The following is a 26,835-nucleotide window of genomic DNA, read 5'->3' on the forward strand; positions in this document are numbered from 1 at the left end:
TTCTCAGGTTAGGGCGAAAATTATAGTCCGTTTTCATGATGAAAAAGTATTTAGCCCATAACCCCTACAACCGCATTTTACAATGAATAACAGACAATTACTTTATTCTCTGCTCCTTGCAGGGATGTCGCTCGGTACTGCCTGGGCAATCCGAGGACAATTTGGTCATGAACAGGGCGCCGCCTGGGCGGGAGGAATCGGAGGGTTGATCATTGTGCTGCTTGCCAAAAGAAAGGACTGGTACGCGAAGGCTTTTCATTTGACGCTGGCTTCTGCGGCTGGTTGGGGAATAGGCGGCATTATCAGTTATGGAAAGGTGGTGGGCTACGCACGAGGGCTGGAATTCGGAAATGTTTACTATGGATTTTTGATGTTGTTCGTCATCGGCGGGCTGTTCGGTTTGATTGGTGGCGGATTGTTTGGCCTGACGCTAGCTTCTACCAAAGAAAAGCCCGTTAAATGGCCCGAGCTGATTATCGAGATGACTGCCGGGGCTATAATATTTTACTACTTACTGATCGAAGAATTCGGCTGGACTATGACACCCCCGCGGTCTGAGGCCTGGGCTGCCTGCTTCGGTATGACGGTAGCGATGTTTTGGTTTATGCTCAGGAACAAACAGTATGCCGCAATACGGGTAGCCATTTTCGCAGGACTTGGAGGTGGATTTGGGTTTGCATTTGGTAATTTCCTGCAGGTAATGGGTCGCGTTTCGGGTGTCAAATTCAACTTCTGGAATGTCATGGAGTATTCGATCGGATTTTTCGGAGGCGCAGGAATGGCTTACGGCACGTTCACCTCTGAATGGGCGGATTCAGGCGACTCGGTCAGCAAAAGAAGTATCATCGCGCCGCTGGCCATCCTCACATTACTCATTCCATTTTTCGTATGGGACCAATCTTTTGGAACCGAACGGCTGATCGGGATCATCAAAGGTTTTGACCAGTTTGCCGATGCAGCTCACATTACCACATATGTACAGTGGGTGGCATTCCTGCTGATTATTGCATTTGCAGGATTGAGTTTTTACAAGTACTATTTCTCAAAACAGGGTGAGCTACTGCAATATGACGAGAAAGCATTACAAGTGTTTTTCTTTGGAAATCTGGGCTTGTATACTGCTTACAGTCTGCTGATTACCTGCGCCTTTATGAGCCTTTACCGCATCGAACAATACCTCTACATTGTCAATCTGATCATTATCGGTTTTCTGATCAATAAATTTCAGCCATCATTTAGTAGCCGTGGCCTGAACGTGAACCGGTGGGTTGTTAATTTTCTCTTTGTAATGGCCTTGTTCGCCATTTTGACAGCGGTGGCAGTTAGTTCTCATGGGGAGCTGAAAGGAGCTAACAGTCGGTTTGAGTAATCTTGACAAACCCTGACGTTGGATCCGATGCTCAATCAGCTATATTGGTGATGTTTTTTAACCAGAAACATTCGCCACGCACATGGAAGAAGGAACAAAGGAGCATCCCTGGCAACTCAAAACGCCACCTTTAACATCAGACTTTACAATGCATAAAGATGTAAAAGACGGAAAAGAGATATTGGTATGCACGGTTGGCAAAACCGTGCTGCACTATGACTATCGCTGTCTCGCGGACCTACACGAAATGCTGAAAAAGCATGGAGACTGGATGGATCTGGGTAGTGCCGACGAGCAGAAGCCGACCAAAGATGGTACGGTGGAAGCCTGGGGAAGGTCCGAAACGAATCCCGTTGGTGGCTGGTACGGTCTAAAAAAAGGGTTGCGCGGTCGTTTTGGCATGTATGTACCGCCGCTGATGGAAAAACTGGGTTTCGCGGAAGTTACCCATGAAGCAAAAGGCAATCAAATTAGGGCAAAATAAAAGCAACACTCCGGCCTGAAAACCGGAATGGCAATACTAAACCTAGCGGTGCAATCCCATTTCCCGTAATGTTGCGATCATCCTCTCTGGTTCGTCCGTCTGGATGATATTAGCGCCTTGGTTAGTGAGAGCAGTCAACGTTTCGCGCGCCTTTCCTTTTCTGATTTCCGCATCTGGCTGGCCGAGTGCATTGATCCATATTCGCGCTTTCTTTCCTTTGATCAGAGATGTCACCTCAGGAGTATAGAATTTCGAATCGATGTGCACTACCACCGGTTTGAAACGGACCAGCGCCGAGTCGGCCATCGCATGCGAGTACGCGCGGGGCATAATCATGAATTTTTTAGAAGCCGAATCTACTTTGGAAAGTATTTCATAGTCACTATCGAAAAAGAAAACGAACCCGGTCGCTTCCATCTTTTTCACTACTTCTATCACTTGATCGATCTGGTCTGTTTTCAGGTCAAGATCGACCAGGATATTGCCCTTGGCAATTTTCAGGGCTTCTTCCAACGTCGGAATAGTTTCGTCCGTCACCTTACCGTTAGAAACCAGCCTCAGTTTGCGCAGTTCCTCAAACGTCAGTGTTTCAAAACTACCCTTACCATTCGTCGTCCGGTCGACTTTCCCGTCATGCATAAGCATTGGAATACCGTCCTTGCTGACTTTCACATCGATTTCAGCAATGTCGACACCAAGGCGTATGGCTTCCTGAATGGCGGGTATTGAATTCTCTGGAAATTGATGGTGCACCGCACGATGCGATGCCACCAGTATATTTTTTGAATTAGGATTCAGGAAGTCCTTTTTAATAGGATCAAGCTGCTTTTGTGCGTGGGTTTGACAAACAACAAAAAATAAGAGAATAGCGGGTAATGTAATCCTGGTCATTATGATTGAAATTATTGAAAACTATTTGGTAATGATAAGCTCATCCTTCACATTCCCCTCCGGGTCGTAACATTTATACGATAATGTATTTCCATTGATGGTAATGTGTTGGTAAAGAGGACCATCCTTGTAGCGAACTAATGCATATTCCTCATCCGGCCAACGGACCTGCTTACCGGGAATACTGATCGACATCGTGTAAATGGTCCCTTGTGCCGGCGTGGCAACAGCCTTGTCGGCATTCAGGGGTTTCGTGCGGAGGTAGTAATGCATATGTCCGCTCATGACCATATCCACATGGTATTTGTCAAAAAGGGTACCCCATTCTTTTTTGATCTCATCATAAGGCTCCTCAAAATTATATGGAGGAAAATGGAACATCACAAACTTCCATTTAGCATCAGAAGTCTTTAGCTTTTCCTCAACCCAGGCACTTTGCTGCGGCACCGACAGGGTAGCGTCGATCATCAGGTATAAGGCATTTTGATAATTAAACGCATACGTCATTTCCGACGGCTGTCCGGCCGGGCCGTTCTCGGGTAAGCTGAACATTTCCTTGTACATCCACGCCCCCAGACCGTCCTGGCTGTCGTGATTTCCAGGAACCGGCATGAGCGATTTGCTGGTGAACACATTCTTGCTATGATCCCAAAGCTGATCCCAATGGTCACGGTGCAGCCCCGTGCTTACCAAATCTCCGGCAATTGAAAAGAATGCCGTCTCAGGATGGCGTTTTACGGCTTTTTGAGCCATATCTCCCCAAATGGGCGAGTAATGCGTGTCACCAAACCATATAAATGAAAAACCATCGTTTTGTGCGGATTCTGTTTTAAATGACGTAGGTACCGACCATTTGTTACGGTCTGTTCCTATCGCATAATGGTATGTTGTACCTGGTTTGAGACCTTTCAGCTTGGTTGTAAAGCGGTTGACGTACCGGTCATTTTGCAACAGTCTGTCCTCCATCTTAAAGACAGATGCGTCGGTACTAACCGTATCCTTCGTTCCCGGAACCCAGTATTTTACCTTTCCTGTTGCGATTTCGGGATTCGTTCTCCACTGCACATTGACCGAGGTTTTAGGATCACCGCTCCATGTCAGTATTACCTGATCGGGTTGTGTGGAGGAGGGTGTACCCGTAGTCCTGAATGCGTGTACCAGATGCGCCTCGCGCGCCCTGCCACGCACCGTCGTGAAAAGCACCTGTCCTTTCAAAGCATCGGGTACTTCATCCAGTACCAGACCGTCCCAGTCGTGGTATGTAAATGCGCCAACCCGCATTGTATCCAGTTTGTATTCAGCGGGCGCGACATTCGTAATTTCAAGTTTGTCGCTTATATTTTGCGGGGCTACGCTGATGAAATACACCGGCCGATGCATATCAAATCCATTGATACCCAGCCCGACCGTACCTTTATCGAAATTCTTTTGCCAGACTTCGTAGGTAAACTCTTCATTTTTTACCTGCATAGAAGTCTTTTTGAAACCGCTGCTTTCCAACCAGAAGGGCAATATTTTCTGATCTATATCCCGCATCAGAGAAACTGTCACAGGTACATTGGCATCGAATGTCCAGAATTTGGTCGCTAGTATTGCTTTCTCCTCCTCATTAAGAGATCCCAGCACATAAGCATCCGAAATGGTGTCGAGCTGTGCCGGTGTGAGCTTCTTGTAAAACCGCGTCACCGTACTGTCCACTACTTCCTTTACAGTCCCGGCCGGTAGCTGTTCCTGTTTTTGGCACGACATCATTACAACGGACATCATCAGCCCGTGCAGCAGCATATTTTTTATTTTCATCAGGGCTAATCTTTCAGTTATTTCGATTCTTACTCTTTCTTTTTTGTCGTCTTTACCGTTAAAGAACATTTTTACTATTGGTCAGGAAAACCCTGGTACTTTCTGTATAAGTATCTCCTTTCGGGGTTTTGTATTTCAAATCCACATAAAATGCGCGGAAGCCACTTGAAGGAAATGTCTCAGTCACCTTTACAGCGGATTTGCTGCTAATGCCCAGACTTTTGCTCGTCCAGGTATCATTACGCAAATCCTGGTCCGTAGAACTGGCCGACCACAGAATTACATCAACTAATGCATCAGAAGTGGTTTTGATATCCAGGTTAATCTGCTTCCCAGCCACCGATTGTGTCCATTTGCATTCAGTATAAGGCCTTTTGGTAACCGTAGCACCAAAGAAAGCACTTAATGCCTGCATCGCCTGTGCACCATCGCCCAGGTCGTGCCCTGCATTCGGGACATAATGCAGCATGCTGTTTCCGGGGATTTTGTCCAGGTAATTTTTAATATTGTCCACCACCCAGTACTCGTCATTGGTGCCCATAAAAATCATTTTGGGCATGGTTAATTTGGCGCGGTATGAATATGGGTCAATCATTTTAGTGATCGCCTCGCCATCCGCAGATCCCGTGGATTGGGGAATGCCGAGCTTTACATAATCTTCAATTTGAATGCTGTAGTCACCCCATGATTTGATCTGATAATCAAGGCTTACCGGCATATTGAGCACATCGATCACCATGGGCGCTATGGCTTCCACCCGCTTGTCGCTTGCACCTGTCAGCCAGGTAGTCCAACCGCGTTTAGAGGCGCCCGTCACTACAAATTTATTCACGGTGTGATTCAGTTTTTGTTTTGAAAACTCCTGCACCACATCCATGGCCCTGACCGCGCTTTTCACCATTGGAAATAATAGCGGCCAGCTATAATCCTTGTCTTTTTTCCAGTTATGCAGTGTATAGGAAATCAATGCGTCCTCTGTTAAATCACCGAAAAATGGCTGATTGGGTGTTTGCTTCAGCAATGCTACAATCGCGTGATTGGTTTTCGCAACTTCGCCCAGCGATGCATACATTTTTTCGTCTTTCTTACCATTCCAAGTCGGAAGTCCGTCCGCATTGGAGCCGCCGGTTATGAAAAGCAATGCATCATCGTGCTGGTTGTCTTTGGGAACGATAATGGTCAACTGGTGCGTCCAGGTAAATTCCCGCCACTTTTGCGAAGTAACAAGCACATTATAGAATGTAAGATCATCCCGTTTAAATGAATCTTTGAGCTCCCACTTAAAGCTTTTATCACCATTGTTCAGATAACTTTCCAGTGCATTTTCAGGAGTGATTTTTTTCTGTGCATTAGAAGTAAAAACAAACAGAAACTGGATCAGCAGTAATTTAAACGTGATCTTGATCATTTTCAAAGACATAGATTTGAAGCTTTTAGTAGTTTGCTAAGATTATTTAATTTCTTGTGGTTTAGGGCTTTCCTGAATTAATTTAAGCGCTTGTTCCATATAAATTTCCCCGGTCATTTCGCCCAGGCTGGTCCGGCTCACATAGTCGTATCTTTTGAAACTGTTGAAATCAACTTTAGTTAGCATATAACCGAATGCATCATTGGTTAGTCCGAACAAAAACGGTTGCTTCGTACTCATGTGCCGCTTTACATAGAAACCGATGTTAGGTAACGCTTCTCCGGGAATGCTCAGTACCTGGGCTGTACCAATGTTCAAGAGGTTGAGCTGCGTTGCGATCCGGTTCTCGCCGGCCATGTTATTTTTAATGGGTGATTTTTTCAAAATGTACCGCATGATTTCGGAGTCTACCGGAAATTCGATCTTTCTTGCAGTACAGTATAATTGAGGGTTTTCCTGTAATGGAGCGTCTTTCACGATCCGCAGCGCCTCATCAGCCAGTAGCTCACCGATCCTTTTGCATTCGTTCCAGTCGCTTGCCTCCTTGCCATTTTCCAAACGGTTATCGGCAGTGACCATTCCGCCCTGCGCACCATTCATAAACACCGCGATACCACCTCCCTGCGCTTCGATACGGTCATAAAGCGGCCCGCAGAGATCAGGACTTAAAATCCCTCTTCCCGAACCGATCACTTCCGGATGGATCGCATAGTTGACTAATGTGGCGATCGCTTTCCCTTTTTTTGCACCCGATGTCGCTATTGCCTGTATCACACCGCAACGGGGATCGTAAAGCTGGTCTGCGTAATAGTTGTAAGCGATTTTGCCCTTGGCTTCGCCTACTGCTATTTTCAATGAGGCGTCTTCCAGGTTCTTTACTGCTTCATTTACAGCATCCGCGATTTGTCGGGTGCAATGTTCAAGATATTTAAGGTCTGCGAACGACTCTCCTTTCTCATTGGGGAAGCCGTAAGCATCGGGACCGCTGTGCGTATGCGTGGCTCCGATCAATACATTTTCGGGGGCGATACCTTTAATCAATGCCCTAGACTTGTTGCCCAGCGCTGCCGGCCAACCCAGGTTATCCACATTCACAATGGCAATTCTGACATTGCCTTTTTCAAGTACCAACGCTCTTGCATACAAATCACCATTTTTCTCAGTCGATTTTTTCGGCGTCCCAATCCCGCCCGAAACCGGCAATAATGGGTCAGGCGTGATGATCCTGACAGCAGCAGCAGCCCTGAAATGCTGAGCGCTTATCACTTGCGGGATAATGAAAAACAGGCTGAGAAAAAGCAGGAGTCTTGATTTCATTGTAAAGGGTTTAGGAATTCATTTCAAAAAATTCTGTGCGTTTTAAAAATAAACCGGAACTGTCGGTACACATAGACAGCCCCGGTTTCAATTACTCCACCAAAAAAGATATTACCAGGGTTTAGCAGTTCCCTGTATCAGCCATGGTTTAGACCATGCACTATTTCCTTTATCAGCCTGTGAATAACTGGTGATTTCCAGCTTGCTCACTGCGCTTTCTGCATTGGCTTTGTTAATGCGAAGTTCATCCTGCATATAGTAAAAACGAACCGGCAGTACTTCTCTTTTTGCAGCAGGGCCAGCTTTCAGATCTGGGAAACCAGTTCTCCTGAAATCAAACCAGGCTTCGGTCGCAGCAGTCCAGCTGGCGATCCATTTTTGTTCAATAACCTGTTTGATGGTTTTATCAAAAGCTACACCAGGTGTGGCGATGTAAGTAGCATAGAAACTTCCTACTGTCCAGGTATCCATCGATGCTTTGATACCGGCCTCATAATGATCTTTCGCAGAACCCGCAGCCCAGCCTTTCAATGCTGCTTCTGCCAGAATGAAATGTACTTCCGCTGCCGAGATCATCCGGGCCCTAAGTAATGGTCCTTTTGCAGCTTTGTAAATAGTGTTCAGGAAAGAAACGTGCGGGTTAAAAGAAGTCTGCCCCGGTGTTGGATTCAGGTTATAAGCGGATGGCAACGCGGAGAAGCTTGGTGGCAGCCCAACGTATTCAGGATCTGTGTCTATCATTGCATTTTTAACTTTATCCGGAGACAAAATCCTTTTGCCGTTCACAATCTTATCTGTTCCCGCAGGCTGTGTAGCGTCCACTACCAATGGCACTTCCACTTTATTGGCCCATATACCCAGACGCGGGTCTTTCAAAGTTTGTAATTTCTCAACCAATGTCGCGCACATTTTGATACGACGGTAGTTGCTTCCGCTTGCATCAATCACCGCATTGGCAGGCCACGCATCGGCTTCGCTATTACCAGGGAAACCCATGGTCGCATCTTCTGAACTTGACGTAATGATAGGATACATGGCAGCATTGCCTACAATTTTCTCGATCCCTGCTTTGGCAATATCAGGCTGTTTTGCAGACAAACGCATATAGTAGCGCAGCAGCAATGAGTTAGCCATTTTCCTCCATTTCGCAGGATCGCCTCCATAATACACGTCTACATTATCCACAATACCTTCGTAATCGGCTTTGGATTTGGAAAGCAATGTGTTGGCTTTTTCAAGATCGGCGATAATGCCTGCATAGATTTTATCCTGACTGTCAAATGCCGGCAAAATGTCGCCCAAAGCGCCTGCTTCTCCTTTCAGTGCATTGGTATAAGGAGCATCTCCCCAAAGATCAGTGATCAATCCAAAAACGAAAGATTTCATGACAAGGGAAACTCCCTGGTGAAACTCAAATTTGAGCTCAACAGACCTGTTATAGAACAGATCATTGTTTCTCAGGATATCATAGTATTCGTTCCAGCTCTGGTTTCCACCCCAATCGTAGTCATTATGGCCGCTCGACCAGGCATCTTTCTGTGTATGCTGCACGACCCCTGCAATGTCCTGATAACCCAGGTTTACATACCTTTTTGCAGCCTCAGTAAGCACCGTAGGCATCACCAGGTTGGGGTTTACGCTCTCCGGGCCTACGCCGTTCGGATTCTCGTTGAGTTCCGTCAGATCTTTACAAGAGAAGATCAGCATCGTCAGCAGCAACGGAAATATAATGGAAGTTTTGATCAATTTTTTCATGAGTTTATTTATCTAAAATAGACTATATGACAGTTGTTAGAATGTTAGACCAAGTTTGAAACCGATAGGCATCACCCATGGAGTTACATTGTACCGCTCGATTCCTTGCTTGAACTGCGTTCCAGCCTGACGATTGGATTCTTGCTGGAATGCCATTTCAGGATCTATGCCGATCTTGGCTTTTGTCCACAAGATAATGTTACGGCTATACACGGCTACGTTTACGTTTTGCAGGCCAATTCTTTTCACAAATGTACTTGGCAGATCATAACCGATAGACACTTCACGAAGCTTCACAAAAGATGCGTCGAATGTAGCTGCGCGGGTGAAATCCCATGGATAGTTGTCTCCGTAAGGAATGTACTTGGTCCCTGCACCTCCAAGGTTTTCAGTATAACCGGTGACCTCGCCTTCTGAATTGTATTCGGCAATAACCCCTGGATTAAACACGGCATAATTGTAAGTATTGCCACCGTATTCAAACGGGAACCCGCCATATTCGGCAGTCGGTCCACCCACAATGTTGAACTTGTTACCTTCGATAATCACCTTGTTATTGTCCACCAGGTAGTTTCTCAGCTGATCACCAGTCATTCCGTTTGGATTGATCAGGTTATCCAGGAAGCGTTGTGATTTCAAATCCGACTCGCCATAGCGGTAAGTCTGCGATACAAAGTCACCACCACTTCTCCAGTCGAATGTCATGTTCAGGCTGAAACCTTTGTAGGAAACCGAAGTCTGCATTCCAAGAATAAAATCCGGGTTGAAGTTACCGATCTTATTTCTGGTGTTAGAAGCTGAAATGCTCTGCCACGATCCGTTTTCGTCCAAAATAGGATAGCCGAAGTAAGGTGAAGTTTTGTCTTTTACAGTCACGATTTCCGAATCATACAAATCTCCGATCTTTTCTCCAACATAAGTCCAGGCACCACCTTTTGCGTCTGTCCACAAAGTGTAGAAATCAAGTCCTTCCGACAACGATTTGATCGTTGTGCGGTTTCTCGACCAGTTCGCATTGATATCCCATCTCCATCCGTCTTTGTTGATCGGCGTTCCTCCCAATGTAAATTCAAGACCTTTGCTGACAAGCAAACCTGCATTGATGTTCTTATTGGTAAATCCGCTTGATCCCGGAAGCTTGGTGGGGATGATCTGGTTACGGTTATCAACCTGATAGTAGGTAGCTGAAAAACGCAGCTTGTTGGCATACAGGTTCAGGTCCAGACCATATTCGTAGGATTTAGCGATTTCAGGTTTCAGATCAGGAAGCAGAATAGTTCCTGATTTGGTTAGCCGGGTTATCCCGTCCCATGCACCTGCATTACCCAATGTACCAATCAGATTATATGGGTCCGTATCATTACCAACCTGGGCCACGCCGCCTCTCACCTTCAGCAGGCTGATCTGGTTAGGCATGTGAAACGCCTGATTAAGTAACAAACTAAGTGATGCTGATGGATAAAAATATGATCTGTTAGCTTTTGGCAATGTACTCGACCAGTCGTTACGAGCGGTAAGGTCCAGGTAGATCATATCTTTGAAACCTAAGTTGGCCAACCCATACACACTGAATACAGCGCGTTCCGATTTGTAATTTCCCGCGAGGAGACTGGCCGGAGCAATGTTGGAGATCGTGAAAAGACCCGGAATGATCAGACCTGTACCATTTCTAGTCGCAGCACTGATGTCTGTATTTTTCTGATAACGTGAGTTACCACCCGCCGAAATCGAAAAACTGAAATCGCTTATGTCTCTCTTATAGGTAGCAAGGAAATCCGCATTACGTTCAAATCTTGACAAATTCGTAACACCATAGGCACCGCGGCTATCATTGGTGTAGCTGTTACCGATCTTTGTTTCACGTTCTTCGCGGTAAGTATCCAAAGAATACCGTCCCATCAAGCTCAAATGCGGGGTGATTTGCCAGTCGGCTTTCAAGTTACCAAACACGCGATCGCGAACGAAGCTGTTATTTACTTCATAAGCAAGGAAATAAGGGTTGTTGTAATCGCCCGGCCCCTGCGACAATTGCTGCAGACCTTCTTGACCTGGCACCCAGTAGTTTTTCAGGTCCCTGATATCAATGTGCGGAGATACTGCATACGCCCATTGCAACGGGTTGGTACCTCGGTTGGTAGCGGGGCGATTATTGGAGTTATTTCGGCTGAAATCAATGTTGCTACTGATCCTAACATTCTTACTAACCTTCACGGACGAATTCATGTTAAGCGAGTTACGGAACAGATCCGAATTAGGAATGATACCTCTATTGGTCATGTTCGAGTATGACAAACGGTATGAAACCAGATCGGTGCTGTTTGATACTGAGACACCATTGGTTGTGGTGATCCCCGTGCGCACAAAGTTCTTCACATTATCCTTATGCGAAATCAGTTCGGTAGGAATCGGGTTACCGTCTGCATCTTTCGGACTGTTCCACTGAATAGCCTTGTAGCCTTTGTCCAGCTCCGGACCTACACCGCCGGCTGAGCCTTCGTCGATCATCAGGATACCGCCTGGGTAAGGATTGTTATCGGGTGTAAATGGAAGGATACCCGTCGCATACTTGGAGTGCATGTCCAGGTATTTGTAAGGTCGGTCAAAAACCGTGTTGGAATTGACGGACACGGTCATTTTTTTCGCTTTGCTTCCACTTTTTGTCGTGATCAACACAACGCCGTGGCCTGCACGCGAACCATATAATGCAGCTGCATTCGGCCCTTTCAGGATGGATACACTTTCAACGTCATCGGGGTTAAGGCTTGAAATCGCATTACCATAATCTACCCGGTTGTCATTACCGACCTGGCTGATGTTGTTCAATGTGTTGGTGATGGGTACACCATCTACCACGAAAAGTGGCTGATTATCATTACTTAGCGAAGTAGCCCCGCGGATGATCATACTCACGGAAGAACCAGTTCCGCCGGTTGAGCTGATGGTCACACCCGGTACTTTTCCGGCCATTGAGTTCAAAACGTTTTCCTGCGCTACGCGGCTGATGTCTTTACCATCAATTTCGCCCACTGAGTAGCCCAGGGAGCGTTTTTCACGGGAAAGGCCGAGGGCTGTCACCACGGTTTCTCCCAATGTTTCAGTGGCTTCCACTAATGCAACATTGATAACTGACTCATTCCCAACGGTAATTTCCTGGGATTCGTGGCCAATGTAAGAGAATACCAATACCGGCTTGCCCTGTTCGCTAACAGAAATTGAATAATTCCCCGCTGCATCGGACGAGGTACCGAGTTGTGTACCTTTCAGGATAATGTTGACGCCGGGCATGGCCGAGCCATCCGTTTTAGCAGTGATCTTACCTTTGATAGTCTTGTCCAGTCTGGGCGCGCCGGAAGCCTGCGAAAAGTCAGGCATTGCCATGAATACCAATACGAGCAAACACCATAGTATTCGTCGTATGCCAATGATAGAATTTGGATGCATAAGTTTTAAGTTTAAGGTGATTGTCACTTGCATTACTACTGAAACAGAGCTAATTAATGAATTTAACAGCCCGAAAAGCTTATATAACTAGTGTCTAAGAATCTATACAGCGTAAATGATTACCCGTCCCTTTTAATGCTATCTACATTACTTGGTATTATCACTTAAGTACTATCGTAAGTACCTCATTTTTAAATTATTCAAAACTATTATTTACAATAAGGGAGGGGCTACATGATTTGTTCAGGCAGGGTGTCGTTTTTACTGTCCCTGCCTGAACCCGGTCAAACTATTTTATTAACCACATTTTGGAAAATTGATCGTCCACTGTGGGCGTGAGAGAGGATACTCCCAGGTCGTATGCTGCTTTGTTCTGGCCCAGTTCATTACCTGGATAACGATAGCGTTCCGGGAACGCAAACCCGCTTAATCTGCCATTATTGAAGATATTGGGCAGTTTTGTGCGGCGAAGGTCCAAGTAGCCCTCGGAGGAAACCAGGAACAAACCGATCCACTTCTGATCCGCGATTTTTGCCAGCTGACCTGCTTTATCAGCAGGCAATGCTATTGCGGCCTGTGCCAGATATTTCGTTATCGCATCCTGGCTTACACCCCAGCGAACCAGCGAATTGGTGATCCCTTTTCTGTAATAAGCATCCGCGCTTCCTGAAATAAGGCCTTTTGCAGCTGCCTCAGCGAGATTAAATTGAACCTCGTCGCTGTTCATAATCATGGCTTTAAGCAATGCATGTTTATTTTCTCTAAATAGCTTGGAGAATTTCGACACCTTGAAATTCCCTACGGTTCCACCCGCAGCAATGTCGTAATGTCCGTTCCCGTTTTTCCAGTCGGCAAGCATTCCTGCGATAAAACCCACATATACTTTGTTCGAGTCGATCAGGATATCCTTCGTGGCGTATGCTGCAATGTCTTTATTTTTACGGTTGATGTACTCCCAGGTCGAAGTGTAAGTATAACCATTGGGATCTGTGGTTGAGAAACTTACGCCATTTTTTGCGGGGTCGCTGGTCCATGGTTTTTCAACTGGTGCGAACCATACCTGCATTCTTGGATCATTGAGTTCGGTTAATTTATCGATCAATGTTTTAGAAGGTCTTCTGGTATCGAAATTGTCGATCGTTCCCCAGTTCAGCGGCCCGCCGGTCCATGAATTACTATTATCTCCGCCAACGGTTCCGATATAAGAAATAGCGGCATTGTCGGTAGCGTCCGTGAATACAGGCGCCGTAAGCAATGCAGTAAGCTTGGCACCAGCATCGGGAAGTTTGGCAGAGGCGCGCATGAGCAACCTCAATTTCAGCGAGTTGGAAAACTTCTTCCATTTATCTTTGCTACCTGCAAACATCAAGTCGTAAGATTCCGAAATGGGTTCAGTACCTGCGTCCATCAATGCATTGGCGTCGTCCAGTTCTTTCAGCAAGCCTGTGTAAATGTCGGTTTGCTTGTCATACTTTGGATAAAGAATTCCCTCTCTCGCTTTCAGTGCCTGTGAGTAATATACGTCACCGTAAAAATCGGTCATATAAGAAAAAAGAAGCACCCGGAATACCTTGAAAATCCCCTGATGTGTTTTGGAACCTCTCGTCTCCGCCAGACCGACGGAGCCGTCGATCAGTTTCAGGATATCCATCGCGATGTACATATCATTCACTGGCGCTTTAAATCCCGAGTAGAAGTTATCACCGCTCTGGTAATTACTTTCCATATGCTGTACTGCCCCGGGCAGCATCCGGTTATCGTACCCCATTTTTTGGTAAAACAATGAGGTTTTTTTGATAATGGATGCCAACAGGTAAGGGTCGTTCACTGATTCCACTGCGTCTTTTTGCTGTAGTGAATCATATGTTCGCAATTCATCCTCACTGCAGGAGAAAAGCCCTGCGATGGTGACTAGTGTAAATATTTTGATAATCGATTTCATATTGCTTCAGAATGAGAGTTTGAATTAAAAATCAAGAGAGAGCTTGAACCCATAAGAACGGATACTTGGCAAAGTAGCCCTGAGCACACCCTGGCTGGTTCCGACCCCACTGAATGCAGATTCAGGATCTTCGTGACGGCCTGACTTGTTCCATTGGAAAACATTCCTTCCAACCAGCGCAAGCGTTACATTGTTGAGTTTGTACATCCTCGTCAAGCCGGCTGGCAATGTATAGGCCAGTGAAATTTCTCTCATTTTGAAATTAGTCGCATCGTAAGTTCTGGTGGAAGTGAAATTCCAGATAATATCACCATAACCATTGTAAGGGAAATCGTAGAAAGTATTGCTGGGATCAGCACCGTTTACAATGTAGTCCGAATCTTTGGCGTCTTCCGGGTTACCTTCGTAGGCAGGGTTCAGAAACACTCCTTTTACATAACTTGCATCCTGAAAATCAGAACGTTTGTCGTCATTATTAGCATTGATCGCCTCGTACTGGCTGGCTCCTACTGCCGGCCAAACCATACCACCATGTTCCGCGTCACGGCCTCCCTGCCACATTGGGTTATTATCTCCTGAGCCCAGCGTCGTAATCGCGCGGCCATTTGATTCCAGATACTGCTGATTTACAGATACATACTTGCCTCCTTTTCTCAAACTACCCACCATGTTCAATGTGAACTGCTTGTAGCGCAATGTGGTGTTCAGCCCCAGGATAAAGTCTGGATTATAATTTCCAAGCTGCCCGCGATCTCTTTCGTCAGACGACTGTTGAATTTTGCCCTGCTCACCGTCCAGAAGCGCCATACCTGCATATTTCCCTGATTTAACCCTGATCACAGGATTTTCTTCGTAGATATTACCAATGGTTTCTCCCTGGGCGATCTTCACTTTAGTTTTTCCGTCGTAGCTGGCAAACACATAGCCGTTTGGAGCAAAACTGTCGGACAGTCTGGTGATTTTCGCCTTGTAGTGGGTAAAGCTTCCGAATATATCCCATGAAAAGTCTTTCGTTTTAATCGGAGAAATGGTGATACCCCATTCGTAACCTTTGCTTTGCACGTCACCAATGTTAGTCAGCAACCCTGAATAACCCGTTCCCTGCACCAGCGGAATGTTATCGATCTGGTTCTTTTGTTCTTTAATAAAATAGGTAAAGTCAAACTTGATGCGATTGCGAAGCAGCCAAAGATCAATACCTGCCTCTTGTGTGACCGAATGCTGTGCTTTCAGGTTCGGATCCACGATCGTGGCATTGAGGCTTACCGTATTGATAGCGCCCCATGGACTTGCGTCATAGCTGTATGTATCGATGGACCTTCTTCTGGTAAGACCATTACCCACATCCGCCAGGCCTAACCGGAATTTCACGAGGTTAAACGCCTCAGGAAATTTGAATGTTTCAGACGCCAGCCAGCTCAGAGAAGCGGACGGATAGAAATAATGTATTTTTTCTTCCGCCAGGATTCCTTTCCAGTCGTTGCGCCCTGTTACGTCCAGGTAAAATTTGTCATCCCAGCCTATGGTAGTTGTACCGTAAGCACTGATCGATTTCCCTGTTGAATAAGGATCACCTTTTACGGTCATTGTTCCGGCCTTAATGTTGGCCAAAGTAAATAAGGAAGGAGAATTAAGGTCACCACCAGTAATTTCCATGCTGTTGGAATTGGTGTAACGATAGTTTCCCCCTCCTGCTACTGTCAAGGAAAGTTTACCAAAATTTTTGCTGTAAGTCAGGATAGCGTCCGTATTGGCTTCAATGCTGCTATTAGTTCCAGAAACATACTGTCCGTTTGCATCGCCTTTTTCACCCCAGGATTTCCTGAGCTCGTAGTTTTCTTTTACGTTTTCCATACCGGTACGAAGCAGCAGGGAAAGATGATCGTTAAACTGCCAGTTGAGCTGGATTTTACCGAAATAATTATCACGTCCAAAACGGTGGATTTTTTCGTAAGTCGTCCACCAAGGGTTATTTTCAGCTACATCCACCCCATTGTCTTTCATAATCGCGCCATTCTGTTTCGAACCTTCGAATCCATCGAGCCAATAATCTTTCATATCGCTCAGCGGTTGCAGGTTACTTGGCATGTTAAACAGCAAACTGTTCAGCACACTGTTAGAACCTGTCGTGTTGGCCTTATTGGGATTGAAAGTATTAATGTAGCTCGCATTGACGGACACCGTCAGGCGATTAGTAATGTTGTATTGCGAATTAAAATTGACCGATTTCTGCTGTGTCTTCGTATTGGGCATCACGCCTTTGTTGGTCATATTGGACAATGACAATCGGAAAGAACCTTTGTCATAATTCCCGGTAACGCCGATGTTGTTCGTAAAGGTGGTTCCGGTTTGCAGATAAGCCTTTACGCGGTTTTCATTGGATGACGTCATCGGACCATTCTTCCAGCTTTTGGATTTAATGTCCCAATAGTCAGACACAAACTTACCGTCTAGTTTCGGCCCCCAGGTGTCGGTGTTATCATACTGCCATTCGTAAGCTCTTTCTCCCTGGCCGAATTCCATCTGGCTTTCGATAAACTGATACGGTTTTTCAACAGTCGCCATCGTCGAGAAAGATACACCAAGTCCTTTTTTCGCGCCTTTTCCGGATTTGGTCGTGATCATCACGACACCATTTCCACCTTCTGCACCATATAATGCACCCGCGCTACCGCCTTTCAGAATCGTGATGGAGGCAATGTCATTCGGATTCAATTGAGAAAGGATGTTGCCAAAATCCACACCGTCTTTGGAAGTAAATGTTTGAGTACCAACAGGGATACCATCAATTACATACAATGGCTGACCTTTAATGGCCACATTGGCACCACCGTCACCGGTGGTAGGCATGGCAGTAGTTCCGCGGATGTTGACCAGCACGGAAGAAGTAGGATCACTGCTTAAACTCGTAAGGTTCACACCGCTCACTTTTCCATCCAGCGACTTCATCAGGTTGGGGTTACCACCTTTTACTATATCCTCCCCTTTAATATCACTGACCGAGTAAGCCAGAGAGCGTTTATCCCGGCTAATACCAAGGGCGGTAACAACCACTTCCCTCAAATTCTCGGCACTTGGCACAATGGCCACATCGATTACGCTTCTGCCGTTCACGGCTACTTCCTCCTGCACATAACCTACAAAAGAGAACACAAGCACAGGATTTCCACCACTTACATCGATCGAATAGTCACCGGAAGCATTCGATGTGGTACCGGTTTGTGTACCTTTTATCAAAATGTTCACTCCTGGCATGACCGTTCCATCTTCTTTGGAGGAAACCTTTCCTTTCACCAACTGGGCCTCAGCTGCTGAGGCGAGTACCGCTGCCAGTATTATGGCAAATCGTGTGCGCAGTAAAAATTTACGTAATGTAAAAACTGAATTCATACTATTCATGGGTAACGGTTTTAAATACATCGGGTTCACAATTCTATTTGCCCTCGGGGGCTTCACCATTCGGATGATTGTCCTTTAAAAGATTGTTAAAGTAGATCTCCAGCGCATCAGAATATTTCTGTTGCTCTTCTTCGCTCGTAATACCTTCCAGCAGTTCAGACAGTTCTTCCCCTGAGAGTTTGTTGCTGATCAGTTTATTAATCAATTTTTCAGCCCGGGAAAGTGACATAGTATTAGCAAGGTTTAGTCTGTGTAGGATACTGGCTGTCCTGTGGAAAAGACTATTCGTAAGTTCTTTTTTTCAAAAAGTTAACATTGAAGTAATTCAGCGTGCTGGCCTCCCAGAACAATACAATGCACTACCCTCAACGAACGGCACTTGCGTCAAATATTTTTTTTAGAAATATCTGTCGTGCGGCTGTTACCTATTTTGGAATGTACGTCTAAATACAGAAAGCTCACTTTCAGTATTATTTCGAACCATACATTCACTTGATTTTTATGAAACATTTTGTATTCAATTTTATCCTGCTCGTTGGCAGCATCAATCACCCGGCCTTAGCTCAGATACCACCAGTTCCAGACCTGCCGATCGATTTCGTTAATGGCCTAGAAGCCACCGAAGACAATGCAATACAGGCCGAAAGTGGCTATACCAAAGTATCCCCCCCTTCCCCGCAGTCGGCCTCATTTCAACGTTATGGTGATTATCCGGTGGGCCACGTCACAGGTGTCCCTGAAATCAGTATTCCACTTTTTACGATCAATACCGGCAAACTCTCACTGCCGATATCCATCTCCTACCACGCAGGAGGTTTCAAGCCTCGGGAGAACAGCGGAATACTCGGCCTGGGTTGGTCGCTCCATGCGGGAGGGCGCATTTCAAGAACTGTGATCGCAGATCCGGACGAACTGGCTTCAACACCCGCTCAGATAGTACCCGCTGGACAGCTTGCCGGAACAACAGTTAATGTAGCTGATGCGAACAAGCGGCTCTATCAATTGCAACTTGCTGCTGATGAAACCGCCTCGGGAACTGATTTGCAGCCGGATATTTTTTACTACAATTTTCCCTCGGGAGGCGGAAAATTTATGCTCAAAAATATTTTTGATGCCAACGGCAATTACACCGGTGTTAATAAGCCGGTAACCGTACCTTACCGCCCCATAAAGATTTCTTCCAATACTGCCTCTTTTAACTCAACCTTCACGCATTTTGAAATCATTGACGAAGATGGAGTGACGTACCGTTACGGACGTTCGGTAGCTAACGTAGATGTGATCGAAACCACTTATCCCGATCAAAAGAATGCTGGAAGGTCATTCACCACCAGTTGGTTGCTGACTGACATTATTTCTCAGGGAGGTAAGGAGCACATTACATTGAAATATACAACGGGGATTTATTACAGCAGCAGCAACAGAACGGATCTCGGAAAGATCAACAGTTTTGACATTGGAAACCCTCCCCAATCAATTAATAGCTTTGTTACAGCCGCCGCAAACGCATTTCCGCAGATCAGTATCTCCCAGGGTATCATCACCTCCACACATTATGTCACTTTGCCCAAATCCATTGAATGGGAGAATGGAAAGGTATTATTTTCTTATGAAACCGGCGGTACCGTACCTACCACATTCGATGGCAATAAGCTGAAAACCATGGAGGTTTTTGACGCCAGCAATAACCTGGTACAAAAGCATTCCTTTTCCCAAGGCATGTACACCGGCGATGTGAAACGCTACAAGCTGACCAAACTCGAACGTTTCGGTGTCCCCGCCGGTGCCACGTCAGAAACGCACAGTTTCGAATACAACGAGCCTCCTCAGCCTGCGCCCAACAATCCGGTCGATTTGAAAGGCCTCGATTATTGGGGTTATTACAACGGTTTGAATGCTAATGGGAGTCTCATACCGGGAAATTTCAAGGTACTGGTCACTGCGCAAGGTGGGGCGCAAACCAATTATTCATCTGGTAATGCTAATCGCGAGGCAAATGAAACGGCAACCCGATATTATGTTTTGAAGAAAATTGTCTATCCCACAGCCGGTTCAACGGAATTTGAATATGAAGGAAATAAAGTCTGGTGGGCAGGTGTGGCTACCAATGCAGGTGGTTTACGCGTCAAAAAGATCATTAACAATGTCGAAGGCCAGCAGGAAATCAAAAGTTATGACTATGGCGGCGAGCAATGCACGGGCTGTGGTTTTATCCGGCTTAACCCGTTTCAAACGGAAAGCTTCTGGACAATGGGTTATTCTAACAAACACGTACCCATTTTCAGCGGCTGTCTGGCAGAAAACAATTATGTGATCAAAGTGTCTTCTGATATCGTAGATGGTTCGGCATATTTTCAGACGAGTCCGGTCCTGTACACCAATGCGACCGAATACATTGGCGGGGTGAATGCCAACCAGGGCAAAACTATATTTACTTACGATACCCCAAGCCTGACTTTCGCGAACAATCCATTGATACGGTATCTGTCTAATGTGGATTTCTGGAAAGGTTCAAATTTGCTCTCAAAGGAAACAATGGGGTACATTGGAGGCAGCTATACTTCCATTGATAAGGAAAGTTACCAGTATACCAATGTCATCCGCGATTCACTGCAGGCGCAATACATTGAACCTTTTGCCATAGATGGTGATACCGGTGAACCATCTTTCGCTCACCTTGTGTGCGGCCATACAATGGATGCATTCAAGCTGTTTGACTATAAAATTAAAACCGGTTCGGCCATGCTGAGTCAAAAGCAGGTTGTGAAAAATGCAAACAACAATGGAGGGATCAGTACCACGGAAACTTACCAGTACCCGGCTGACTATATTTTACCAAAATCAAAAACTTTCACCAATAGTGAAGGACAGGTCATTGAAACCGCGTACACCTATCCTTTCGATCTCCCGGCATACGCAAATATGACTAATGCGAATGTGGTGACGCCAGTCATTTTACAAACTGTAAAAGAGGGCAATATGGTGATGGCAAATAAGACTGACTATGCATGCGCTTCGGGTGTTTGGGGAATTTCTAATCCTTGTATTTATGTACCGTCCATTATTTCTTCCCAACGAATTGAAAACAATGTAGCAGGTCCTGTTCTTTCAGAAATCACATTCAATAGCTACACAGACCGGGGTTATCCAGCTCAATATACTTCCAGAAACGGTATGGTAACTGCATTGGAATGGTACACGAATGGAGGCAATGCTAACTTACTGTCTGCGGAGACTACGGGTCTGAATACAGCGCTTGCCCAAACCAAGTCCTACCAATATCAGCCGCTGGTTGGGGTTAAAAGCATGACAGACGTTAGCGGGAAAGTCACATACTACGAATATGACCCATTCAATCGGTTGAGGTATGTTCGCCAGGATAACGCAAATGGAGCCATCCGTGCTTCCTATTGCTACAATTATGCGGGACAAGTCGTTGATTGCGCATTGATTGCGGCCTTCGGGATTGTCAGTCCTCCACCTCTTTTCCTGCTGCCCGATTCCAAAAGTTCCCCGCTGCCTGTGACCCTGGTTAGGTTTGTAGCCACGAAAGATGAAAATGCTGCGCTACTAACCTGGAATACAACTTCGGAAACGAATAGCGAAAGATTTGACATAGAGCACAGCACCAATGCTAAGGACTGGACCCGACTCGGTAGCGTAGTCGCCCAGGGTGAAAGCAGCAACACTGAGTTTTATTCATTCAAGGACACTAGCCCTTTGCCCGGAGAAAATCTTTACCGGTTAAAAATGGTGGATTCAGACGGAACCTTCGCTTACAGCCATATTGAGAGCATTCATTTTGATAATGATGTCAAAATCTACCCCAATCCTGTCATTACCGACAAGCTCCACCTGAGCGCACCTGAAATGATAAGCAATGTGCAGATCTACGATATGCGGGGCAACGTCCATTATTCAGGAAAACCCGAAAATGGCAGCCTGGACACCAGTCAGCTGAAAGCCGGGATTTATCTCATACAGGTTACTGCCGCAAACGGGGCTGTCAGCACGCACCGGGTAGTTAAGCAATAAGTCCTGGGCCTGGCGGAACAGCCGTCAATGAGAATCTGATCATTCATTTTATCATTTAATCAAATCATTATGAAGCATATTTTAGCCTTTTTGCTTCTCTTCTCAGGAGCAGTTTGTCTGGGACAAACCGATAGCAAAAACTACATCCTCTCCCGTACTTTTAAACAAACCGGGGCATTTCCAAATGACATAAGTAAAGTAAATATCCAGGTGCAGTATATCGACGGCCTGGGCAGACCGTTGCAAAATGTTTCCGTTGGGCAAAGCCCTGATGGTGCTGACTTTGTACAGCCCATTGAATACGATGTCTTTGGTCGGCAGGTGAAACAATATATGCCTTATGTGGCCCCAAGTAATGGCGCTTTTCAAGCTGGCACTGCGGCTGCTCAGGCCGGGTTTTACTCCGCTAATTCAGCCGGATTGGAACCCACAGACCTGGCCAAGCCTTATTCTGAGACTGGTTTTGAGCTGTCCGCATTGAACCGTCCTGTGACAGAAAGGGCTCCCGGTAACAAAAGCGCATTGGCAACCATCAGTTATGGTGCCAATACTGTCGGTGAAGTGAAACGCTACGATTATGTAGCCAATGCCAGCATCCTAATGACTGTCAGCGCTAATGGTGACTATGTCGCAGGAAAGCTTTACCGCACTCAAACCATTGATGAAAACGGAAAAGCCAATACCGAATTTACCGACGTACAGGGCAGGCTCATCTGTCGTAAAACAGCTGCTTCTGGCAATGAGATACTGGCTACCTATTATGTCTACGACGATTATGGCCAGCTCCGCGCCGTGTTACAACCCCAGTATCAGGACATTGCCAGCACCTCAGATTACGCTTTCCTCTATGAGTATGACAACCGGGGACGTGTGATAGGCAGGAAAATTCCGGGCGCAGGACTTGTGAATCTTGTCTACGATAATTTTGACCGGCAGGTACTTACCCAGGATGCTTCACAGCTGAGCCGCGGCGTTTGGGGATTTACCAAATACGACGCCCTGAACCGTGCCGTGCTGACGGGCGAGATTGCTTCCGCATCCAGCCGCGATACCTGGCAAAATAGCCTCAACGCCAGCCAGGCGCACCATGAGGACAAAACAGCAAACGGGATTGGCTATACATTTGGCAATACACTGCCTAATGTAGCCGAAGCCAACGTGCTGGTCGTGACCTATTACGATGATTATACCTTCCCAAAACCAGCCAACCTAAGCTACATCAATACATATGCCGTAAGTCCATTAAGTATAGTCAAAAACCTGCAAACGGGTAGCCGGACACGGATGCTAGCGGGAGCAAATGCGTGGCTGGCAAGCGCAACCTATTACGATGCGGAGTACCGTGCCATCCAGACCGTTCGGGAACTACATGACTTGGGCGCTGGTGCCATAGAGCGGGTTTCCATGCAATATAAATATGACCTGGCGCCCGTAATTGCCCAGGAAAAGACGGAGCAGATCATTGCTACCGGCACCAATGTGCACCAGAAAACTTACGAGTATGACCACGCTGACAGGCTTTTGAGTGTGAAGGAAAAGGTTGTCCATGGTAGCAAGTCCAGAGAAGCAATTACTCTTGCACAGCGTTACAATCCATTGGGACAATTGCGACAGAAGTGGTTTCATTCCGAAGACGGTATCAATTTCCGAAGAAGAACTAATTACACTAACAACATCCGCGGCTGGCTCGCGCAGGGCCAGACTTTTTATAAAACCAAGGAAAACGAGCCCGACTCCTCATTTTACAACTTTGCACTCAGCTATGCCAATGGTAACAATTACACCAATGGCAACATCAGCCAAATGCAGTGGAGCGGAAAAGCCGAAAACGCGTTCACAAAAGGGCTGGCTTTCACCTACGACGGCGCTAACCGGCTTTTGGGCTCCACTGGTCTGAACAATTATAAAGAAACCGAAAGCGGGATCAGTTACGATAAGAACGGAAATATCAAGACGTTGATCAGAAGCGGGGCGGTGGTAGATAACTTGGGTTATGCTTACCTCGGCAATCGGCTTTCGGCTGTCACGGATGGGTCTGGCAGTAATTTGGGCGTGAAGAGTGGTGTCAGCAATTATGGTTATGACGGCAATGGTAACATGACCAGCGATGGGAACCGGGGCGCGGTGCTGACTTATAATTATCTAAATCTTCCTGAAACAGTAACCATTGATGGTAAAACGCTAACTTATGACTACGATGCAAGCGGCACCAAGCATAAATATGTCGCTGATACATTGACCGCGAAATACGCCGGGGACTTTGAGTATAATCAAAGTAATGCATTTAAGCGGCTGGCTATCAGCGAAGGACAGGCCATTTACAGAAAGGATACCATTCGATTTGATTACTTTCTAAAAGATCATTTGGGTAATGTCCGGGTGGTTTTTGATGAAAGAGGAAGGATTTTGCAGAAGACGGATTACTATCCTTTTGGGTTGGAGATTGATGGGAATAACCCAATACAGCCTCAGAACGTCAGAAACGGCATAAATCGTTACAACTTCCTGGGTAAGGAAACGCAGGTGGCTACCGGATACATTGATCTGCAAGCACGGTTTTATGATCCGACGATTGGGCGCTTTATTCGTATAGACCTTGAAACAGAAGGACAACTGGAATTTTCGCCGTATCATTACTCGTTCAATAACCCCATAAGGTTCTCCGATCCGGATGGAAGGTTTCCGGATTGTTGCGGTGGGTTCGGAGATTTCTTGACAGGTGTCGGCCAGGCACTAAGTGACGATATTATTGGAGGGACTCCAATAAGGGCAACCCCGGGTTATGTTGGTGCATATAACAGCGGACGCACGGCAGGGCATTATGCAGCAATGGTGGTAGGCGCAACCGAGGTTGCAGCGGGTGCAATAGGCGATGTTGCCGCCGTTGTTGGTGAAATTGGTAGTGTAGGACTAGCAACACCGGTGGCCGTGCCAGTAGCGGCAATGTCAACAGGTGCTATCATACACGGTTCCGCGACTGGTGCCAGGGCAGCCGAGAATTTGAATAATGATAAGGGAAGGGTTGAAGTTAGTAGCAATTCAAATGTTGGCGCAAGAAGGCAAAATAGAATTCCTGATGAAGGCAAGCCAAATACAACTGCCTCAAATACATCAGGAACAACAACAAAAAAATATGGGCCGGATGGGAATGTACAAAAGGAATTCAACAAGGGGCATCAAGGTAATAAGGTTCCAAAAAATGAAAGGGCAGATCATGTACACGATTATAAGCCAAAGCCCAATCGACATCCTAATGACCCAAATCCGACTGAAAGGCAACCAGGTAGATCTCCAAAAAGGAACGAGCTAAAAAAAGATTTTGGAATATAATAAATGTAAATGATCTCTTATATGAACCTAATTACAGAAGGAGGGGGAGCCATCGAGTTTTTTTCAGACAGTGAAAGTCTAATAAGTGGAGAACTAAAAAGGTTTTCTGTTTATCGGCAAAACGAAAGACTTCTCCTGGATCTTGACATAACGTTATTGTATTCAAAGAAATTTAAAGATGTAACGCTGAGATTTATAGACGTTCTAGAATACTCATTTTATTACAAAAACCATAATAGTTTTTATTATATTGAAGACTATAAATTTTTTGTAACCGCCGAGCAAGCTTATATTTCCTTAGACCCGGTCGATGGTTCTGGCAACGAAATAGACCCAAATGATAATGATTTTGTGATAGCAAAGGAGCTAAAAGTTTACGTTTAGATTTAGCTGTAATATTTAATAGGTGAAACGCCCGTTCTGAGCCAGGAACGGGCGTTTTCATTTCATAACTCCCTGCAATTTAGTTTTAAGGATAAATGCATCAAGGAAAGACCAGACTAGGTTTTTATCTTCGGGTGTCATTTTGCTTACTTCATTGAGGCGGTTCAGGCTTGCCTTGTCAATCTCTATTTCAGCACTACCTACTAGGTAATCCAGGCGACCATTTGGGTAATGTTAGTGTAGTTTTTGATGAAAGAGGAAGGATTTTGCAACAGACGGATTACTATCCTTTTGGGTTGGAGATTGATAGGAATAACCCAATACAGCCTCAGAACGTCAGAAACGGCATAAATCGTTACAACTTCCTGCGTAAGGAAACGCAGGTGGCTACCGGATACATTGATCTGCAAGCACGGTTTTATGATCCGACGATTGGGCGCTTTATTGCGGTCGATCCAATGGCAGAGAAAATGCAGAGCTGTTCACCTTATAGCTATGGATTTAATAATCCGATTAAGTTTGTTGACGCAGACGGTCAATATCCAATTTATTTTTTGACAAGAAGTTACGCATCGTTTAAAACTTTCGGCCCAGGTAATCAATGGTATGGCGATAATAGAGGTGCAACACTAAATCAAAAGGCTACTTATCGTTCATCAGTTTCAATAAATTATGATACTGATACCAAACAAACGAGTGCTTACGGAGGTCGAACGAGGTCTCATACGGTAGATGGTTCTCACGATGCAATTTCTACGACAACAGTTTATAATAGATCGAAGGGAAACAATATAGATGTTCATTCGGCAGGTAGAAATGAGGCACAAACAGGTTCTTGGGATATTGACCAGTTTACTAAATTGAAAGTAGTAACAGAGGGTGTTATTAACAAAGATCATATTTTAAATGTCTCGGGAACTGTAAGCGGGAATGACTTTCCTAATCAAGAAAGTATGATTTATGACAGTAAAGGAAATGGTCTTTGGTTGGGTAATTATGAAACATCTGGAAATAGGCAGTGGGGGCCAGTTACAGATTTATCAAGAGAGAACGAAGGTGATGTTCAAATGAACATTGGTATTAGAGTTAAGGTTAATAAAAATGGTGTTTTCCAAGGCGTAATGCAAAGAGATAAAAGTGGAAATGAAACGATGATATCTATTGGTAACTGGAATAAAAAATTTAAATCAGATGATAGCAAATAGAAATTTTACTGCTGCCCTAGCCTTTTGTATTACTATATACTTTGTTTCCGATTATTTTTTCAATGGTACTGTTTT

At 45.6% G+C, this 26,835-nt stretch carries 15 protein-coding genes; 6 read left to right on the forward strand and 9 right to left on the reverse strand.

Annotated features, from left to right (window positions below):
* The first annotated feature begins 82 nt into the window (after positions 1-82).
* Both ABIO93_RS13965 and ABIO93_RS13970 read left to right on the forward strand, forming a co-directional pair.
* The gene (locus ABIO93_RS13965) at positions 83-1,369 is read left to right on the forward strand and encodes a hypothetical protein (protein ID WP_348068615.1); all 1,287 of its coding nucleotides are present in this window, start codon (positions 83-85) and stop codon (positions 1,367-1,369) included.
* Between the two features lie 82 nt (positions 1,370-1,451).
* Positions 1,452-1,853, forward strand: a complete 402-nt coding sequence (locus tag ABIO93_RS13970) for a DUF6855 family protein (RefSeq protein WP_348068617.1) — start codon at positions 1,452-1,454, stop codon at positions 1,851-1,853.
* A gap of 42 nt (positions 1,854-1,895) precedes the next feature.
* Here ABIO93_RS13970 and ABIO93_RS13975 read toward each other — a convergent pair whose 3' ends face one another.
* The 9 genes from ABIO93_RS13975 to ABIO93_RS14015 form a co-directional block, all read right to left on the reverse strand.
* Entirely contained in the window at positions 1,896-2,744 is an 849-nt protein-coding gene (locus ABIO93_RS13975) for a glycerophosphodiester phosphodiesterase family protein (protein ID WP_348068619.1), read from the reverse strand.
* Positions 2,745-2,765: 21 nt separating this feature from the next.
* Entirely contained in the window at positions 2,766-4,544 is a 1,779-nt protein-coding gene (locus ABIO93_RS13980) for a metallophosphoesterase family protein (protein ID WP_348068621.1), read from the reverse strand.
* Positions 4,545-4,602: 58 nt separating this feature from the next.
* A complete protein-coding gene (locus tag ABIO93_RS13985; RefSeq protein ID WP_348068623.1) occupies positions 4,603-5,964 on the reverse strand; it encodes a PhoPQ-activated protein PqaA family protein in 1,362 nt (453 codons plus the stop codon).
* 30 nt (positions 5,965-5,994) lie between these two features.
* Positions 5,995-7,269 (reverse strand): hypothetical protein, encoded by a 1,275-nt coding sequence (locus ABIO93_RS13990; RefSeq protein ID WP_348068625.1) that lies wholly within the window; start codon positions 7,267-7,269, stop codon positions 5,995-5,997.
* Between the two features lie 111 nt (positions 7,270-7,380).
* Positions 7,381-9,024: a SusD/RagB family nutrient-binding outer membrane lipoprotein gene (locus ABIO93_RS13995; RefSeq protein ID WP_348068627.1), complete on the reverse strand. Its 1,644-nt coding sequence runs from the start codon at positions 9,022-9,024 to the stop codon at positions 7,381-7,383.
* 36 nt (positions 9,025-9,060) lie between these two features.
* Positions 9,061-12,465, reverse strand: a complete 3,405-nt coding sequence (locus tag ABIO93_RS14000) for a SusC/RagA family TonB-linked outer membrane protein (protein WP_348068629.1) — start codon at positions 12,463-12,465, stop codon at positions 9,061-9,063.
* A gap of 289 nt (positions 12,466-12,754) precedes the next feature.
* Complete coding sequence (locus ABIO93_RS14005; RefSeq protein ID WP_348068631.1) at positions 12,755-14,407, reverse strand: SusD/RagB family nutrient-binding outer membrane lipoprotein; 1,653 nt, start codon at positions 14,405-14,407, stop codon at positions 12,755-12,757.
* Between the two features lie 24 nt (positions 14,408-14,431).
* Entirely contained in the window at positions 14,432-17,806 is a 3,375-nt protein-coding gene (locus tag ABIO93_RS14010) for a SusC/RagA family TonB-linked outer membrane protein (protein ID WP_348068633.1), read from the reverse strand.
* Between the two features lie 34 nt (positions 17,807-17,840).
* Complete coding sequence (locus ABIO93_RS14015; RefSeq protein WP_348068635.1) at positions 17,841-18,035, reverse strand: hypothetical protein; 195 nt, start codon at positions 18,033-18,035, stop codon at positions 17,841-17,843.
* Between the two features lie 272 nt (positions 18,036-18,307).
* Here ABIO93_RS14015 and ABIO93_RS14020 point away from each other — a divergent pair, with 272 nt between their 5' ends.
* From ABIO93_RS14020 to ABIO93_RS14035, 4 genes are all read left to right on the forward strand, one after another.
* On the forward strand, positions 18,308-21,841 hold the full coding sequence (locus ABIO93_RS14020; protein ID WP_348068637.1) for a T9SS type A sorting domain-containing protein: 3,534 nt from the start codon (positions 18,308-18,310) through the stop codon (positions 21,839-21,841).
* A 69-nt stretch (positions 21,842-21,910) separates the two neighbouring features.
* Entirely contained in the window at positions 21,911-25,171 is a 3,261-nt protein-coding gene (locus tag ABIO93_RS14025) for a DUF6443 domain-containing protein (RefSeq protein ID WP_348068639.1), read from the forward strand.
* A 21-nt stretch (positions 25,172-25,192) separates the two neighbouring features.
* Positions 25,193-25,555, forward strand: coding sequence for a hypothetical protein (locus ABIO93_RS14030; protein ID WP_348068641.1), 363 nt, complete (start codon positions 25,193-25,195; stop codon positions 25,553-25,555).
* A gap of 266 nt (positions 25,556-25,821) precedes the next feature.
* Entirely contained in the window at positions 25,822-26,760 is a 939-nt protein-coding gene (locus ABIO93_RS14035) for an RHS repeat-associated core domain-containing protein (RefSeq protein ID WP_348068643.1), read from the forward strand.
* Positions 26,761-26,835: the final 75 nt, after the last annotated feature.

It is taken from the genome of Dyadobacter sp. (genome assembly GCF_039919315.1).
Lineage (GTDB): Bacteria > Bacteroidota > Bacteroidia > Cytophagales > Spirosomataceae > Dyadobacter.